At 53.5% G+C, this 16,027-nt stretch carries 13 protein-coding genes and 2 tRNA genes; 3 read left to right on the forward strand and 12 right to left on the reverse strand.

Annotation, left to right across the window (positions count from 1 at the left end):
* Window positions 1-45 precede the first annotated feature (45 nt).
* From ubiU to B1H58_RS04925, 3 genes are all read left to right on the forward strand, one after another.
* Window positions 46-1,041 (forward strand): ubiquinone anaerobic biosynthesis protein UbiU, encoded by a 996-nt coding sequence (ubiU, locus tag B1H58_RS04915; protein ID WP_085068267.1) that lies wholly within the window; start codon window positions 46-48, stop codon window positions 1,039-1,041.
* A 9-nt stretch (window positions 1,042-1,050) separates the two neighbouring features.
* The gene (locus B1H58_RS04920; protein ID WP_085068269.1) at window positions 1,051-1,929 is read left to right on the forward strand and encodes a U32 family peptidase; all 879 of its coding nucleotides are present in this window, start codon (window positions 1,051-1,053) and stop codon (window positions 1,927-1,929) included.
* Between the two features lie 172 nt (window positions 1,930-2,101).
* Complete coding sequence (locus B1H58_RS04925; RefSeq protein WP_085068270.1) at window positions 2,102-3,112, forward strand: luciferase-like monooxygenase; 1,011 nt, start codon at window positions 2,102-2,104, stop codon at window positions 3,110-3,112.
* Window positions 3,113-3,177: 65 nt separating this feature from the next.
* On the opposite strand, the gene B1H58_RS04930 is transcribed toward B1H58_RS04925, so the two are convergent.
* From B1H58_RS04930 to secG, 12 genes are all read right to left on the reverse strand, one after another.
* Window positions 3,178-5,106, reverse strand: coding sequence for a DEAD/DEAH family ATP-dependent RNA helicase (locus tag B1H58_RS04930; RefSeq protein WP_085068271.1), 1,929 nt, complete (start codon window positions 5,104-5,106; stop codon window positions 3,178-3,180).
* 178 nt (window positions 5,107-5,284) lie between these two features.
* Window positions 5,285-6,169: a lipoprotein NlpI gene (gene nlpI / locus B1H58_RS04935; protein WP_085068273.1), complete on the reverse strand. Its 885-nt coding sequence runs from the start codon at window positions 6,167-6,169 to the stop codon at window positions 5,285-5,287.
* A gap of 126 nt (window positions 6,170-6,295) precedes the next feature.
* The gene (pnp, locus tag B1H58_RS04940; RefSeq protein ID WP_085068274.1) at window positions 6,296-8,425 is read right to left on the reverse strand and encodes a polyribonucleotide nucleotidyltransferase; all 2,130 of its coding nucleotides are present in this window, start codon (window positions 8,423-8,425) and stop codon (window positions 6,296-6,298) included.
* A gap of 287 nt (window positions 8,426-8,712) precedes the next feature.
* Window positions 8,713-8,982 (reverse strand): 30S ribosomal protein S15, encoded by a 270-nt coding sequence (rpsO, locus tag B1H58_RS04945; protein ID WP_085068276.1) that lies wholly within the window; start codon window positions 8,980-8,982, stop codon window positions 8,713-8,715.
* A gap of 106 nt (window positions 8,983-9,088) precedes the next feature.
* Window positions 9,089-10,033 carry a tRNA pseudouridine(55) synthase TruB gene (truB, locus tag B1H58_RS04950; RefSeq protein ID WP_085068278.1) on the reverse strand — a complete coding sequence of 315 codons (945 nt, stop codon included), beginning with the start codon at window positions 10,031-10,033 and terminating at the stop codon, window positions 9,089-9,091.
* Window positions 10,033-10,437: a 30S ribosome-binding factor RbfA gene (gene rbfA / locus B1H58_RS04955; RefSeq protein ID WP_085068279.1), complete on the reverse strand. Its 405-nt coding sequence runs from the start codon at window positions 10,435-10,437 to the stop codon at window positions 10,033-10,035. Before rbfA ends, truB begins: the two co-directional genes overlap by 1 nt.
* A 99-nt stretch (window positions 10,438-10,536) precedes the next feature.
* On the reverse strand, window positions 10,537-13,227 hold the full coding sequence (gene infB, locus B1H58_RS04960; protein WP_085068281.1) for a translation initiation factor IF-2: 2,691 nt from the start codon (window positions 13,225-13,227) through the stop codon (window positions 10,537-10,539).
* Between the two features lie 17 nt (window positions 13,228-13,244).
* Window positions 13,245-14,732 carry a transcription termination factor NusA gene (gene nusA / locus B1H58_RS04965; protein ID WP_085068282.1) on the reverse strand — a complete coding sequence of 496 codons (1,488 nt, stop codon included), beginning with the start codon at window positions 14,730-14,732 and terminating at the stop codon, window positions 13,245-13,247.
* Between the two features lie 24 nt (window positions 14,733-14,756).
* Entirely contained in the window at window positions 14,757-15,209 is a 453-nt protein-coding gene (rimP, locus tag B1H58_RS04970; protein ID WP_157130228.1) for a ribosome maturation factor RimP, read from the reverse strand.
* A 210-nt stretch (window positions 15,210-15,419) separates the two neighbouring features.
* A tRNA-Met gene (locus tag B1H58_RS04975) sits at window positions 15,420-15,496 on the reverse strand.
* Between the two features lie 59 nt (window positions 15,497-15,555).
* Window positions 15,556-15,642: transfer RNA gene (locus tag B1H58_RS04980), tRNA-Leu, on the reverse strand.
* 47 nt (window positions 15,643-15,689) lie between these two features.
* Window positions 15,690-16,019 (reverse strand): preprotein translocase subunit SecG, encoded by a 330-nt coding sequence (secG, locus tag B1H58_RS04985; protein WP_085068285.1) that lies wholly within the window; start codon window positions 16,017-16,019, stop codon window positions 15,690-15,692.
* Window positions 16,020-16,027 lie beyond the last annotated feature (8 nt).

The following is a 16,027-nucleotide window of genomic DNA, read 5'->3' on the forward strand; positions in this document are numbered from 1 at the left end:
CTTGTCTACACTCGGCGCAAACATTCATTGCCTACAGGATATCTCATGGAACTCCTTTGCCCGGCAGGAAACTTGCCCGCGCTGAAGGCAGCGATCGAGAACGGAGCAGATGCAGTTTACATCGGACTGAAAGATGACACTAATGCGCGTCACTTTGCCGGCCTGAACTTTACCGATAAACGTCTGAAAGAAGCGGCGCGCGTGGTACATCAGCATCGGCGCAAGCTACATGTTGCCATCAATACTTTCGCCCAGCCGGCAGGATTTAAACGCTGGGAAAATGCGATCGATATGGCCGTGGATAATGGCGCTGACGCGTTGATTATTGCCGACCTGGCGATGCTGGAGTATGCCGCTAACCGCTATCCGCATGTTGAGCGGCATGTCTCGGTGCAGGCATCAGCCACTAACCTGGAAGCGATACGCTTCTACCATCAACATTTCGATGTCGCGCGTGTGGTTTTGCCACGCGTGCTCTCCATACACCAGGTGCGCCAGCTGGCACGTAATACGCCGGTTCCGCTGGAAGTGTTCGCTTTCGGCAGCCTGTGTATTATGGCGGAAGGACGCTGCTATCTCTCTTCATGGATGACCGGCGAATCGCCTAATACCGTCGGCGCCTGTTCACCCGCCCGCTTTGTACGCTGGCAGCAAACGCCCACCGGACTGGAGTCGCGCCTGAATGAAGTGCTGATTGATCGTTATGAAGCCCATGAAAACGCGGGCTATCCCACCTTATGCAAAGGGCGTTATCAGGTCGATGGAGAACGCTATCATGTTCTGGAAGAACCGACCAGCCTGAACACCCTTGAGTTATTGCCCGACCTGTTAGCCGCCAATATCGCTTCGGTAAAAATTGAAGGCCGCCAGCGCAGCCCGGCCTATGTCGCGCAGGTTGCCCGCATCTGGCGTCAGGCTATTGACCGCTGTAAAGCAGAGCCAGGCACTTTTGCTGTTCAGGAAAACTGGATGACGGAATTAGGCGCGCTGGCTGAGGGTACGCAAACCACGCTGGGTGCTTACCACCGCAAATGGCAATAAGGAAACAGCATGAAATATTCTTTAGGGCCGGTACTGTGGTACTGGCCAACCGATACGCTGGCCGATTTTTATCAGGCCGCAGCACAAAGCAGCGCAGATATTATCTATTTAGGGGAGTCGGTATGCAGCAAACGCCGTGCTACCCGCTTTAATCAATGGATGGAGTTCGCCCGTCTTCTGGCGCAAAGCGGCAAACAGGTCGTGTTCAGTACGCTGGCGCTGGTACAGTCTGCGTCGGAATTACAGGAGCTCAAACGCTACGTTGATAACGGCGAGTTCCTGATTGAAGCCAACGATCTGGGCACCGTGAATATGGCGGCGGAGCAGAAGCTTCCCTTTGTGGTCGGCCATGCGCTCAACTGTTATAACGCCGTTACGCTGCGTATGCTGCTGCGACTTGGCATGACGCGATGGTGTATGCCGGTTGAGCTGTCGCGTGACTGGCTGCTCAATATTCAACAGCAGTGCGACGATTTAGGCATTCACGGCAAGTTCGAAACCGAAGTGCTGGCTTATGGTCATCTGCCGCTGGCGTTGTCGGCTCGCTGCTTTACCGCCCGGTCAGAAGATAAGCCCAAAGATGAATGCGAAACCTGTTGTATTAACTATCCGCAGGGGCGTCGCGTGCTCTCGCAGGAAGATCAGCAGGTTTTTGTGCTGAACGGTATCCAGACCATGAGCGGCTACTGTTATAACCTCGGTAACGAGCTGACCAGCATGCATGGCCTGGTAGATGTGGTTCGTCTGTCGCCGGAAGATAAACAGACGTTGGCGCTTATCGATCGCTTCCGTGCAAATGAAGAAGGCGCGGCCCCATTAATGATGGCGCAACGCAATGACTGCAACGGCTACTGGCGCAAGCTGGCGGGAATGGCGCTGCAATCATAAAGCGTGGCGCAGCGATCTAACGTTGCGCCCTCTGTTTTAACGTTCTGCCCGCCGCCGCTTTGCTCTCAGGGCATATTCTGGCTACTCTGCTAAAAGTGCAATACGGTAAAGTGCATGCATGATTTTTTACAAGGCTGACGCTTTCGGCCTGTAGCCAACAAAGTGAGCAGATATGTCTGAGAAAAAAAGTGTTCCTCTGTCAGTACTCGATTTGGCACCGATCCCGCAAGGCGCCTCGCCGCGTGATGCTTTCCACGCCTCGCTGGCGCTGGCACAGCAGGCAGAAGAATTAGGCTTCCATCGCTACTGGCTGGCGGAACATCACAATATGACCGGCATTGCCAGCGCGGCTACATCCGTGCTGATCGGTTATCTGGCAGCAAATACCAAAACGCTGCGCCTCGGCTCAGGCGGTATTATGTTGCCTAACCATGCGCCGCTGGTGATTGCTGAACAGTTCGGCACGCTGGAATCGCTTTATCCTGGCCGTATCGATCTTGGTCTGGGGCGCGCTCCAGGCTCCGATCAGCGCACCATGATGGCGTTACGTCGTTATCAAAACCCGAATATGGTTGATAGCTTCCCGGAAGATGTGGAAACGCTGATTGCCTGGTTTGACGCAGAGAAAGACGCGCAGCCGCCGGTGCAGCCAGTGCCAGGCCTGGGTTTGAAAATTCCGGTCTGGTTATTGGGTTCCAGTCTGTACAGCGCACAGCTGGCAGCAAAGCTGGGACTGCCATTTGCCTTTGCTTCCCATTTTGCGCCCGACCTGCTTTTCCAGGCGTTGCATATGTATCGTGAGAACTTCCAGCCCTCTGCGCGTCTGGATAAGCCTTACGCTATCGTCTGTATCAATATTGTCGCGGCTGATAGCGAACGGGAAGCCCGCTTCCTGTTTACCTCTATGCAGCAGCAGTTTATCAATCTGCGCCGGGGTCAACCGGGCCCGCTACCGCCGCCGGTAGAGAATATGGATCATCTCTGGACGCCGTCGGAGCAGTATGGTGTTCAGCAGGCGCTGAGTATGTCAGTGGTCGGCGATCTCACGAAGGTACAGCACGGGCTGGCGGCTTTGATCCGTGAAACTCAGGCGGATGAAATTATGGTTAACGGCCAAATTTTCGATAGTCAGGCCCGTCTGCGCTCGTTTGAACTGGCAATGCAGGCCGCCCGCTCCCTGTAATCATCCTGAATAACAGACATAAAAAAACCAGCCTTTCGGCTGGTTTTTTATTTCACGCTTAGCGATTAGTAATCGCGACGGCGTACTGCGCCTGTACCGGTGCTCTCTTCACGACGCGGTCCACGGCTGGCACCGTCACGGTTACCGCTACTGCGCGCGCCGGCACCTTCACGACGCTCGCCGAAACGACGACCGCCTTCACGACCAGCGCCGCCTTCACGACCAGCACCGCCGAAGCCGCCACGACCGCCAGGACGACGCTCACCGCCGCGCTCACCGCCACGTTCAGAACGCTCACGCGGCTGCGCATCACCCATCAGCTGCATATTCATCGGTTTATTCAGAATACGCGTGCGGGTGAAGTGCTGCAGGATTTCACCCGGCATGCCTTTCGGCAGCTCGATAGTGGAGTGAGAAGCAAACAGCTTGATGTTACCAATGTAACGGCTGCTGATGTCGCCTTCGTTAGCGATAGCGCCAACGATATGACGCACTTCGACGCCATCATCACGACCCACTTCGATACGATACAGTTCCATATCGCCAACGTCACGACGCTCGCGACGCGGACGATCGCCACCTTCACGGCTGTCACGGCTGTCACGACCTTCGCGTGCTTCACGCGGGCTACGACGCTCATCACGCTCACGGAATTCACGACGCTGCGGACGCGGAGCTTCCGGCGGCACAATCAGCGGACGTTCGCCCTGTGCCATTTTCAACAGTGCGGCAGCCAGCGTTTCCATTTCCAGATCGTTTTCCGGCGACAGCTTGCTCAGCAGGGCACGGTACTGGTCCAGATCGCTACTTTCCAGCTGCTGCTGTACTTTCGCGGCGAATTTTTCCAGACGACGCGCGCTCAGCAGCTCTCCGTTCGGCAGTTCTACTTCCGGGATCGTCAGCTTCATGGTGCGCTCGATGTTGCGCAGCAGGCGACGTTCACGGTTTTCTACGAACAGCAGCGCACGGCCAGCACGGCCAGCACGACCGGTACGGCCGATACGGTGAACGTAAGACTCTGAATCCATAGGGATGTCATAGTTTACCACCAGGCTGATACGCTCAACGTCAAGACCACGCGCCGCTACGTCAGTGGCGATCAGGATATCCAGACGACCATCTTTCAGACGTTCCAGCGTCTGCTCACGCAGTGCCTGATTCATATCGCCGTTCAACGCAGCGCTGCTGTAGCCGCTACGCTCCAGCGCTTCAGCAACTTCCAGCGTGGCGTTTTTAGTACGTACGAAAATAATCGCCGCATCAAAATCTTCAGCTTCCAGGAAGCGAACCAGCGCATCGGTCTTACGACCCCATACAGTCCAGTAGCTCTGGCTGATGTCAGGACGCGTGGTAACGCTGCTCTGGATACGCACTTCCTGCGGATCCTTCATAAAGCGACGCGTAATACGGCGAATCGCTTCCGGCATGGTGGCAGAGAACAGTGCGGTCTGATGACCTTCCGGAATCTGCGCCATGATGGTTTCTACGTCTTCGATAAAGCCCATGCGCAGCATTTCATCTGCTTCGTCCAGCACCAGGCCACGCAGGTTAGACAGATCCAGCGTACCGCGTTTCAGGTGATCCAGCAGACGACCCGGCGTACCGACGACGATCTGCGGACCCTGGCGCAGCGCACGCAGCTGCACGTCATAACGTTGACCACCGTACAGAGCCAGTACGTTAACGCCATGCATATGTTTAGAAAATTCGTTGCACGCTTCTGCAACCTGCACCGCCAGCTCACGCGTCGGTGCCAGCACCAGAATCTGCGGTGCTTTCAGTTCAGGGTCGAGGTTATGCAGCAGCGGTAAGGAGAACGCTGCAGTTTTACCGCTACCGGTTTGTGCCATACCCAGTACATCGCGGCCTTCCAGCAGATGTGGGATACAGGCGGCCTGAATGGGTGAAGGCTTTTCATAGCCCAGGTCATTCAGTGCTTTAAGGATGAATTCGTTAAGACCCAGATCGGAAAAAGTGGTTTGGATATCAGTCATGTAGTACAAGTGCCTCTTAGATTACGGCGGCCAGTCTACATAACTCATCCTGAAAATATGCAATCATTTTCATTGAAAAATGTGAACCGGCTCAAATTAGATGTTTTGACGAACAAAAAAGCCGTCACCCCGGAAGGTGATGACATTTTTTACAAAAATGGACTCAGGTGTTCGTCAGCTATTGCTGGTCAGATTCTGTTAAATCGTCTTGTGTCTGGCCTAACAGCGCCAGTTCCAACAATGCGTATCGGTGCTCAACAAAGTTATGTACGTTGTTAGCAACCGCCAGTTTGAACAACGCTTCCGCGCTGTCCTTCTCCCCCAGACTTAGGTAGTACTTACCTAAATAGAAGTTGGTTTCACTGAGATGTTCAGCGAGCGAGGTGTTATCCGGTGCGTCCGCCTTGAGACGTTCCATCAGCGTTTTTTCACTGATGTCGCCAAGGTAGAACTCGACAATATTCCATCCCCATTGATCGCGGTCCGCCCTGTCGTAACGCTGTTTCAGCGCCACTTTCGCCTTATCGGCATCTATCTCTTGTTCATCGAGATAAAGCCACAGGCTGCGGAAAGGATCGTTAGGATCGTCTTGATAAAACGCCAGCAGATCATCTTGCGCTAACTTGTATCGTCCGCCGTAATAGAGGGCGATACCACGGTTTAAATGCGCATAATTGTAAGTTGGATCAAGCTCAAGTACAGAATCAAACGCTTCATAGGCGGCATCAAAGTTGCCCGCCTGCGTTAAGTATATACCTAAATAATTAAATACTTCAGGCATATCTGGTCTTATAGACAGCGCTTGCGAAAAATCGTTCCGCGCTAATGCCCTCAGACCTAAGCTATCATACAACACTCCGCGCTCATATAATAGCTGTGCACGCTCATCATCGGTCAGTGCCCGACTGGCAAGAATTTGTTCCATGCGCGCCAGGATGACTTCCTGTTGCAGAGTTGGCTGTAGCGGAACCGCCAGCACATCGCTCTTACGCCAATTTGAGTTGCTGCATCCTGCCAGCGTGATAGCTGTCGCAACGAAACACCAGCGCAAAAAAGGCTTCATTTCCCACTCCCGAATACCAACATTGGGATGTACGTCCTGTCATCCGCCTGCCATGCACAAGGATTCCCGCCCTCGCAACGAAACAGCTCTCCCCACTGGGGGGAGAGCTCAATGTCGAACGCGCTTTTACTCTGCTTCAGGGTTAACGGCTGCAGTTTCTGCCTGCGGCTGCTGTTCTGAGGCTTCTTTAATGCTCAGACGTACACGGCCCTGACGGTCCACTTCCAGTACCTTAACCGGTACTTCCTGGCCCATCTGCAGGTAGTCGGTTACTTTCTCAACGCGCTTGTCGGCGATTTGAGAAATATGAACCAGACCTTCTTTACCGCCGCCAATTGCAACGAAGGCACCGAAGTCAACGATACGTGTAACTTTACCGTTGTAGATGCGGCCCACTTCGATCTCTGCCGTGATCTCTTCGATACGACGGATAGCATGCTGCGCTTTGTCACCGTCGGTCGCAGCGATTTTCACCGTACCGTCATCTTCGATTTCGATAGTGGTGCCGGTCTCTTCAGTCAGAGCACGGATTACGGAACCGCCTTTACCGATCACATCCTTGATTTTGTCCGGATTGATCTTGATGGTATGGATACGCGGTGCAAACTCAGAGATATCACCACGCGGCGTGCTGATAGCCTGCTCCATCACGCCCAGAATGTGCAGACGCGCACCTTTGGCCTGATTCAGCGCAGCCTGCATGATTTCGCGGGTAATGCCTTCAATTTTGATATCCATCTGCAGCGCGGTGATACCTTCACGGCTACCAGCGACTTTAAAGTCCATATCGCCAAGGTGATCTTCATCGCCCAGGATATCGGACAGAACCACATAACGGTCGCCTTCTTTCACCAGGCCCATCGCGATACCGGCTACGGCCGCTTTGATCGGCACGCCAGCATCCATCAGCGCCAGAGATGCGCCACAGACGGAAGCCATAGAAGAAGAACCGTTAGATTCGGTGATTTCAGATACCACGCGCACGGTATACGGGAATTCATCCAGTTTCGGCATTACTGCCAGTACACCGCGTTTAGCCAGACGACCATGGCCGATTTCACGACGCTTCGGTGAACCTACCATTCCGGTCTCGCCTACGGAGTACGGAGGGAAGTTATAGTGGAACAGGAAGTTATCGGTACGCTCGCCCATCAGCTCATCAAGGCTCTGAGCATCACGTGCGGTACCCAGCGTTGCGGCAACCAGCGCCTGCGTTTCACCACGGGTAAACAGAGCGGAACCATGAGTACGCGGCAGCACGCCAGTACGAACGTCCAGACCACGAATCATATCTTTTTCACGGCCATCGATACGCGGTTCGCCGTTCAGAACACGGCTGCGCACCACGTTTTTCTCGATGTTGTGCAGAATGTCGCTGATCTCGCCATCATCCAGCGTCTCATCTTCCGCCAGCAACGCTGCGATGGTTTCTGATTTGATCAGATCAACCTGCGCATAGCGCTCCTGCTTTTCAGTGATACGGTAAGCATCGCTAAGACGGGATTCGGCCAGAGCCGCGATACGTGCGTTCAGCGCCTGGTTAACAGCTTCAGGCTGCCAGTCCCAACGCGGTTTGCCTGCTTCAGCAACCAGCGCATTGATGTTTTCAATAACGACCTGCTGTTGCTCATGGCCGAAAACAACCGCGCCCAGCATCTGCTCTTCAGTCAGGATATCCGCTTCGGACTCCACCATCAGCACTGCGCCCTGAGTACCTGCAACCACCAGGTCCAGACGAGACTGTTTAATCTCATCAGAAGTTGGGTTCAGCACATACTGATCGTTGATGTAGCCTACGCGAGCGGCGCCAATCGGGCCGTTAAACGGCATACCAGACAGGCTCAGCGCGGCAGAAGCACCAATCATTGCAACGATATCAGGGTTAACCTGCGGGTTTACTGATACCACAGTGGCGATAACCTGAACTTCGTTAACGAAGCCTTCCGGGAACAGCGGACGAACCGGGCGGTCAATCAGACGCGCAATCAGGGTTTCGCCTTCGCTTGGACGGCCTTCACGGCGGAAGAAACTTCCCGGGATACGACCGGCAGCGTAAGTACGCTCCTGATAGTTTACGGTCAGCGGAAAGAAGTCCTGACCGGCTTTCGCCTTTTTCTGACCAACAACGGTAACAAATACAGCGGTATCATCCATGCTGACCATAACGGCAGCAGTGGCCTGGCGAGCCATCATACCGGTCTCAAGCGTCACGGTATGCTGACCATACTGGAATTTACGAATAATCGGATTTAGCAAAATGACTTCCTTTACGTCAAAGCAGGCACATAAAGCTTGCCTGCAGTGGGTTTTAAACCTTTATTGCATCCTCGCGACTAATGACAATCCTTATACCTGTCGGGCATAAAGTCTCTCATTAGCCGCGCGAACCTCTGCAAATAAAGATCACATACTGCAACAATACAATAGATTGCTATGGATTGCTGCGGATTGCTTGAAAAAAGGGGCCCGGAGGCCCCTTTTCTTTCGAAACTTGCACCATACCGTTCTGATAGCGTATTCGCCATAAAACAGCATGTTAAGACTTAGCGACGCAGGCCCAGGCTTTCGATCAGGCTGGTGTAGCGAGCAACATCTTTACGCTTCAGGTAATCCAGCAGCTTACGACGCTGAGAAACCATGCGCAGCAGACCGCGACGGCTGTGGTGATCTTTCTTGTGCTCAGAAAAGTGGCCTTGCAGGTGATTGATCTGAGCAGTCAGCAGTGCAACCTGAACTTCGGTTGAGCCGCTGTCGTTAGTGCCACGACCGTATTTAGCAACGATCTCTGCTTTAGCTTCGGTACTTAGAGACATAATGAACTCCGGTTAAATGATAAATTTCAGGGTGCCAATCTCTAATTCAGCGACCCCATGTAAAGCCGCATTATTCTACTCTCAGGCTGAGATGAGTGCAAATAGCTCAGGCAGAATATTCTACAACCAAACGGCGTGGTGCTACGCGTCCATCGTCAGCGATTTCAGCCATCCCGATAAACTTACGCGCATCCCCTTCAGTAACCCGCACCAGTCCGCTATGCGGCGCGCCTGACGCCTGCACCGGTTGTCCCTGCTTGAAATAACCCGCAGCAATTTCGCTCAGATTAACTTCCGGATAATCGGAGGCCGGGCTATCCATTGGCATCAACAACGCATCCAGCTGCGTCTGCGCCTCTTCGCTTAAGTCTCCCGGCTCGCCCTGTAAGGCGTGCAGTTGCTCAAGCGTAATCATTTTCTCAATGGGATAGCGGGCCACCTGCAGACGACGCAGCATAATCACATGCGCGCCGCAGCCCAGCTTTTCACCCAAATCATCAATAATAGTGCGAATGTAGGTGCCTTTAGAACAGTGAATTTCCAGCTCCAGCTCATTGTCCTGCCAGCGAATAAACTGCAGTTCATGAACCGTAATGGAACGAGCTTCACGCGGCACTTCCAGCCCCTGACGCGCATATTCGTACAGAGGACGCCCCTGATATTTCAGGGCAGAGTACATGGAAGGCACCTGCTGCGTTTCGCCACGGAAACTTTCCAACGCTTCATCAAGCTGCGCCTGGCTGAAGGTAACAGCGCGTTCGCTGATAATCTGCCCGTCGGCATCTGACGTATCGGTACGCTGCCCCAGACGTGCAATGACCCGATAACGTTTATCCGCATCCAGTAAATATTGCGAGAACTTGGTTGCTTCACCCAGGCAGATCGGCAGCATGCCGGTTGCCAAAGGGTCCAGCGCGCCGGTGTGGCCCGCTTTATTCGCCCGGAAAATACGCTTCACTTTTTGCAAAGCATCGTTCGAGGAGAGCCCCTGAGGCTTATCGAGCAGCAACACGCCATGAATATCGCGGCCGCGACGACGAGGACGACTCATTACTCCTCCTTGTCGTCTTCTTCCGCCGGGCCCCGGCGCTGAACATCTTTTTTCACTACGTTAGTGACCAGGTTGGACATACGCATCCCTTCCACCAACGAATTATCGTAAAAGAAAGTGAGCTCAGGCACGATACGCAGACGCATCGCTTTGCCGAGCAGAGAACGGATGTAGCCAGACGCATCCTGCAGCGCTTTGATGCCGCCCTTGATGGCGTCAGCATTATCATCATTCAAAAAAGTAACAAACACTTTGGCATAGGCCAAATCGCGCGAAACCTCTACGCCTGAAACGGTCACCATCATGCCTACACGCGGATCTTTAATCTCACGCTGGATGATCATGGCGATCTCTTTTTGCAGTTCCTGTGCGACACGCTGTGGGCGACCAAATTCTTTCGCCATAATTATTTCTCCTGATAATGGCTGAGCCCCGACCATGAAATGGCGGGGCTCAGTCCGGGGAAGCGCAGGGCTTCCCAAATGCCACTTGCGATGCGATCGTTATTCGATGGTACGCTGGATTTCGATCACTTCGAAGACTTCGATCATGTCGCCAGTGCGAACGTCGTTGTAGTTCTTAACGCCGATACCACACTCCATGCCGTTACGCACTTCGTTAACGTCATCTTTAAAGCGACGCAGAGATTCCAGCTCGCCTTCATAGATAACCACGTTGTCACGCAGTACACGGATTGGGTTATGACGTTTAACCACGCCTTCGGTAACCATACAACCAGCAATCGCGCCGAATTTCGGTGATTTGAACACGTCACGCACTTCGGCCAGACCGATGATCTGCTGTTTGTATTCCGGTGCCAGCATACCGCTCATCGCTGCTTTCACTTCATCGATCAAATTATAGATGACCGAGTAGTAGCGCAGATCCAGGCTTTCCGCTTCGATAACACGGCGCGCTGAGGCGTCGGCACGGACGTTGAAGCCCAGGATGATAGCGTTGGATGCCGCGGCCAGCGTTGCGTCGGTTTCGGTGATACCGCCCACGCCTGAACCCACGATCTTCACTTTCACTTCATCAGTAGAAAGTTTCAGCAGGGAGTCGGAAATGGCTTCGACAGAACCCTGTACGTCGGCTTTCAATACGATGTTCAGCTCGGAAACGTCGCCTTCGGTCATGTTGGCAAACATGTTTTCCAGCTTAGATTTCTGCTGACGTGCCAGTTTAACTTCGCGGAATTTGCCCTGACGATACAGCGCAACTTCACGCGCTTTTTTCTCGTCACGAACCACGGTCGCTTCATCACCGGCCGCAGGAACGCCAGACAGGCCGAGGATCTCTACCGGAATGGAAGGACCCGCTTCGGTCACTTCATGGCCCATTTCGTCGCGCATTGCACGTACACGGCCATATTCAAAACCGCAGAGTACGATATCGCCTTTACGCAGCGTACCTTCGCGTACCAGAACGGTAGCAACCGGGCCACGACCTTTATCCAGGAAGGATTCGATCACGACGCCGCTGGCCATACCGGCACGTACTGCGTTCAGCTCAAGTACTTCAGACTGCAGCAGAATAGCGTTCAGCAGATCGTCAACGCCGGTACCTGCTTTCGCAGAAACGTTAACGAACATGTTCTCACCACCCCACTCTTCCGGAATGATACCGTACTGCGTCAGTTCGTTTTTCACACGATCCGGATCCGCGTCAGGCTTATCAATCTTGTTGACAGCAACAACGACCGGCACGCCAGCGGCTTTCGCATGCTGAACGGCTTCAATGGTCTGAGGCATTACGCCATCGTCGGCAGCAACAACCAGCACCACGATATCCGTTGCCTGCGCACCACGTGCACGCATAGCGGTAAACGCGGCGTGACCCGGGGTGTCAAGGAAGGTGATCATGCCGTTGTCGGTTTCAACATGGTAAGCACCGATGTGCTGAGTAATGCCGCCCGCTTCGCCAGAGGCGATTTTGGTAGAGCGGATGTAATCCAGCAGAGAGGTTTTACCATGGTCAACGTGACCCATGATAGTAACCACTGGCGCACGAGACTCAGCAGCAGCACCGGTATCACGATCGCTCATTACCGCTTCTTCCAGCTCGTTCTCGCGGCGCAGGATCACTTTGTGTCCCATCTCTTCCGCGACCAGCTGAGCAGTTTCCTGATCGATAACCTGGTTGATGGTAGCCATCGCGCCCATCTTCATCATCGCTTTGATGACCTGAGAGCCTTTAACCGCCATTTTGTTAGCCAGTTCCGCAACGGTGATGGTTTCACCGATGATTACGTCACGGTTAACAGCCTGCGCCGGTCTGTTAAAGCCCTGCTGCAGCGCACTGCCTTTACGATGCTTGCCGCCTTTACCGCCACGAATAGCCGCACGGGCTTCTTCACGATCGGTTTTAGCTTCTGCATGTTTGTTGCCCTTACGCGGGCGCGGCGCTTTAGCGGTGGTGCGAGTACGGCTACGACCACCTTCAACTTCGCGGTCGTTTTCGTCTTCAGCCTGGCGGGCATGTTGAGAAGTGGTAACGTGATAGTCAGCGTCATCGCTCTCGGTTGGTTTTACTTCCCAGTCGCCTGCTTTCTGCTCGGCCAGTTTGCGCGCTTCTTCTGCTACACGGCGCGCATCTTCTTCCAGCTTACGGCGGGCTTCTTCTTCCACTTTACGCTTCAGCTCTGCGGCTTCTGCTTCGCGGCGGGCTTTATCAGACTGTCCGGCCCGGGTCATTTCGTCGGTTTGTTGGTTCGTCACTTTCTCACTTTCCGCTGCTTCGCGCTTAGCCTTTTCCGCGGCTTCGCGTTTGGCTTGCTCTTCGGCTTCACGCTTCGCTTTTTCCGCTGCTTCGCGCGTGGCTTTTTCTTCCGCCTCACGACGAGCCTGTTCTTCCGCTTCACGCTGCGCCTGCGCTTCTGCTTCAGCCTTAGCTTTTTCAGCCTCAGCATCCTCTTTTACATAGGTGCGCTTTTTGCGGACTTCGATTTGCACCGACTTACTTTTACCCCCGGTGCCAGGAATATTCAAGGTGCTACGCGTTTTACGCTGCAGCGTTAACTTACCTGACGGGCTGCCATTATCGCGGTTCAGGTGCGTCAGTAAGGTTTCTTTTTCTTGCTGGGTTACAGAGTCATTTTCAGACTTACGGATCCCTGCATCAGCAAACTGCTGTACCAGGCGTTCTACCGAGGTCTGTATCTCTGCGGCCAGCGATTTTACGGTTACATCTGTCATGCTGTTCCTTCCTGTTATTACGCGTCATCGCCGAACCAGCAGATATTACGCGCCGCCATAATCAGAGCGCCGGCCTTCTCATCATCCAGGCCTTCAATATCTGTCAGATCGTCAACACCCTGCTCAGCCAGATCTTCCAGCGTGCAAACACCTCTTGCCGCCAGCTTATTGGCCAGATCACGCTCCATACCTTCAAGGTTTAGCAGATCGTCAGCAGGTACGCCGTTGCCAAGGCTCTCCGCCTTTTCCAGCGCCAGGGTCGTTAACGCATTTTTCGCACGTTCGCGTAGTGCTTCTACAGTCGCTTCATCCAGGCCGTCGATTTCCAGCAGCTCATGCATCGGCACATAGGCCAACTCTTCCAGAGAGGAGAAACCTTCCTCGACCAGCACGGTCGCGAACTCTTCGTCGACATCCAGGTGTTTAGTAAAGACACCAATAGCAGCATGCGCTTCTGCCTGATGCTTCGCCTGCAGATCGTCGACAGTCATTACGTTCAGCACCCAACCACTCAGTTGCGAAGCTAAACGTACGTTTTGGCCGTTACGGCCAATCGCCTGGGCCAGATTTCCAGCTTCTACAGCGATATCCATGGTGTGATTATCTTCATCAACCACGATTGAAGCGACGTCGGCAGGCGCCATCGCATTAATCACGAACTGCGCCGGATTATCATCCCACAGCACGATATCAATACGTTCGCCGCCCAGCTCGCTGGATACAGCCTGAACGCGCGCGCCGCGCATGCCTACACAGGCACCAACGGGGTCGATACGCTTATCATTGGTTTTCACCGCAATTTTAGCGCGAGAACCAGGATCGCGTGCCGCCGCTTTAATTTCAATCACTTCTTCGCCGATTTCCGGCACTTCGATGCGGAACAGCTCGATCAGCATCTCAGGTTTGGAACGGCTGACAAACAGCTGAGCGCCACGCGCTTCCGGACGCACCGCATAAAGCACGCCACGGAGACGATCGCCAGGGCGGAAGTTTTCACGCGGCAGCATATCTTCACGCAGGATAACGGCTTCAGCATTGTTACCCAAATCCAGCGTAATATTATCGCGGTTAACTTTTTTCACCACGCCAGTGATGATTTCGCCTTCCTGCTCGCGGAACTGATCAACCACCATCGCGCGCTCTGCTTCACGTACTTTCTGTACGATAACCTGCTTGGCAGTCTGCGTCGTGATGCGGTCGAATTTTACTGACTCAATCTGATCTTCGACAAAATCGCCCAGATTGATGGTTTCATCTTCGTAACGGGCGGCTTCCAGCGTGATTTCACGCGTCGGCTGCGTCACTTCTTCAACGGCCTGCCAGCGGCGGAAAGTATCGAAATCGCCGCTTTTACGATCGATGCTAACGCGAACATCGATCTCCTGCTCATATTTTTTCTTGGTTGCAGTGGCCAGTGCGCTCTCCAGCGCTTCGAAGATTTTCTCACGCGGCAGGGCTTTTTCGTTAGAAACGGCTTCTACAACAGCTAAGATCTCTTTATTCATCCTGGTTAGCCTCAATCCGGACTTTTAAAAGTGGGGGACCAGGTTCGCTTTCTGAATATTGCTCAGCGCGAACACTTCATCTTTACCCTCGACGGTCACCGTAATCATTTCACCTTCGACAGCTTTAATGATGCCCTGCCATTTGCGGCGGTTCTGGACGGCCATACGCAGCACCAGGCTGACTTCCTCACCTGTGAATCGTGCATAGTGTTCAGCAGTAAATAGTGGGCGCTCAAGACCCGGCGAGGAAACTTCAAGGTTGTAAGGCACGGTGATGGGATCTTCCACATCCATGACTGCGCTTACCTGGTGGCTGACATCAGCACAATCATCAACATTGATGCCATCTTCACTATCAATATAGATGCGCAACGTTGAAGTGCGACCACGAATGAACTCGATACCGACCAGTTCGTAGCCAAGCGCTTCTACCGGTGCTGAAATCATCTCTGTTAATTTCTGCTCTAATGTGGACAAGCCCACCCCCAAGACATAAAAAAAGGGCATATAGCCCAGTATTGCGATTCCTGATAACAAAAAACCCCGAAAAATCGGGGCTTAATGCGACTGGACCCTGTATGCCGCATCTGCGGCTCGGCACACCATCCAAAGAATTTTTTTCAAAATTGGCTGCGGATGCGTCCGGAGATGCATACAGTATATTTGAAAAATAACTCTAAGGGAAAGTGGTTGCGGGGGCCGGATTTGAACCGACGACCTTCGGGTTATGAGCCCGACGAGCTACCAGGCTGCTCCACCCCGCGTCCGAAAACGTGGCGAATATTACGCCGAACATGCACAAAATGCAAGTAAAACTGAGATTTGGTACCGAGGACGGGACTTGAACCCGTAAGCCCAATCGGGCACTACCACCTCAAGGTAGCGTGTCTACCAATTCCACCACCTCGGCACTTTAAGACTGCGACCTTATCCTGAGCCGCGTCGAAAGCTTAATACTTATTGCGGGATATCGCTGCCCGGCGCTGCCGGTTTAGCTGGTGCAGTCTGCGACTGTGCCGGCTGAGTCAGGTTTTCCCACTCGCTTCCTTTGGAAGTTTTATTGCTGTTCAGGTTACCCAGAATCAGGCTGATAACGAAGAACAGGGTCGCCAACACTGCGGTCATACGGGTCATGAAGTTACCAGAACCGGAAGAACCAAATAGCGTGCCGGAAGCGCCTGCACCAAAGGAGGCTCCCATATCAGCGCCTTTACCCTGCTGCAGCATGATCAGACCAACAAGGCCAATTGCTACTAACAGAAAAACGACTAACAGAGCTTCGTACATAATCAACC

This window comes from Pantoea alhagi (assembly GCF_002101395.1).
Classification (GTDB): domain Bacteria; phylum Pseudomonadota; class Gammaproteobacteria; order Enterobacterales; family Enterobacteriaceae; genus Mixta; species Mixta alhagi.

Bases quoted from the DNA above. Each gene is read 5' to 3' on its own strand.
- ubiU (WP_085068267.1), top strand. From the start codon at position 46: ATGGAACTCCTTTGCCCGGCAGGAAACTTGCCCGCGCTGAAGGCAGCG.
- B1H58_RS04920 (WP_085068269.1), top strand. From the start codon at position 1,051: ATGAAATATTCTTTAGGGCCGGTACTGTGGTACTGGCCAACCGATACG.
- B1H58_RS04925 (WP_085068270.1), top strand. From the start codon at position 2,102: ATGTCTGAGAAAAAAAGTGTTCCTCTGTCAGTACTCGATTTGGCACCG.
- B1H58_RS04930 (WP_085068271.1), bottom strand. From the start codon at position 5,106: ATGACTGATATCCAAACCACTTTTTCCGATCTGGGTCTTAACGAATTC.
- nlpI (WP_085068273.1), bottom strand. From the start codon at position 6,169: ATGAAGCCTTTTTTGCGCTGGTGTTTCGTTGCGACAGCTATCACGCTG.
- rpsO (WP_085068276.1), bottom strand. From the start codon at position 8,982: ATGTCTCTAAGTACCGAAGCTAAAGCAGAGATCGTTGCTAAATACGGT.
- truB (WP_085068278.1), bottom strand. From the start codon at position 10,033: ATGAGTCGTCCTCGTCGTCGCGGCCGCGATATTCATGGCGTGTTGCTG.
- rbfA (WP_085068279.1), bottom strand. From the start codon at position 10,437: ATGGCGAAAGAATTTGGTCGCCCACAGCGTGTCGCACAGGAACTGCAA.
- infB (WP_085068281.1), bottom strand. From the start codon at position 13,227: ATGACAGATGTAACCGTAAAATCGCTGGCCGCAGAGATACAGACCTCG.
- nusA (WP_085068282.1), bottom strand. From the start codon at position 14,732: ATGAATAAAGAGATCTTAGCTGTTGTAGAAGCCGTTTCTAACGAAAAA.
- secG (WP_085068285.1), bottom strand. From the start codon at position 16,019: ATGTACGAAGCTCTGTTAGTCGTTTTTCTGTTAGTAGCAATTGGCCTT.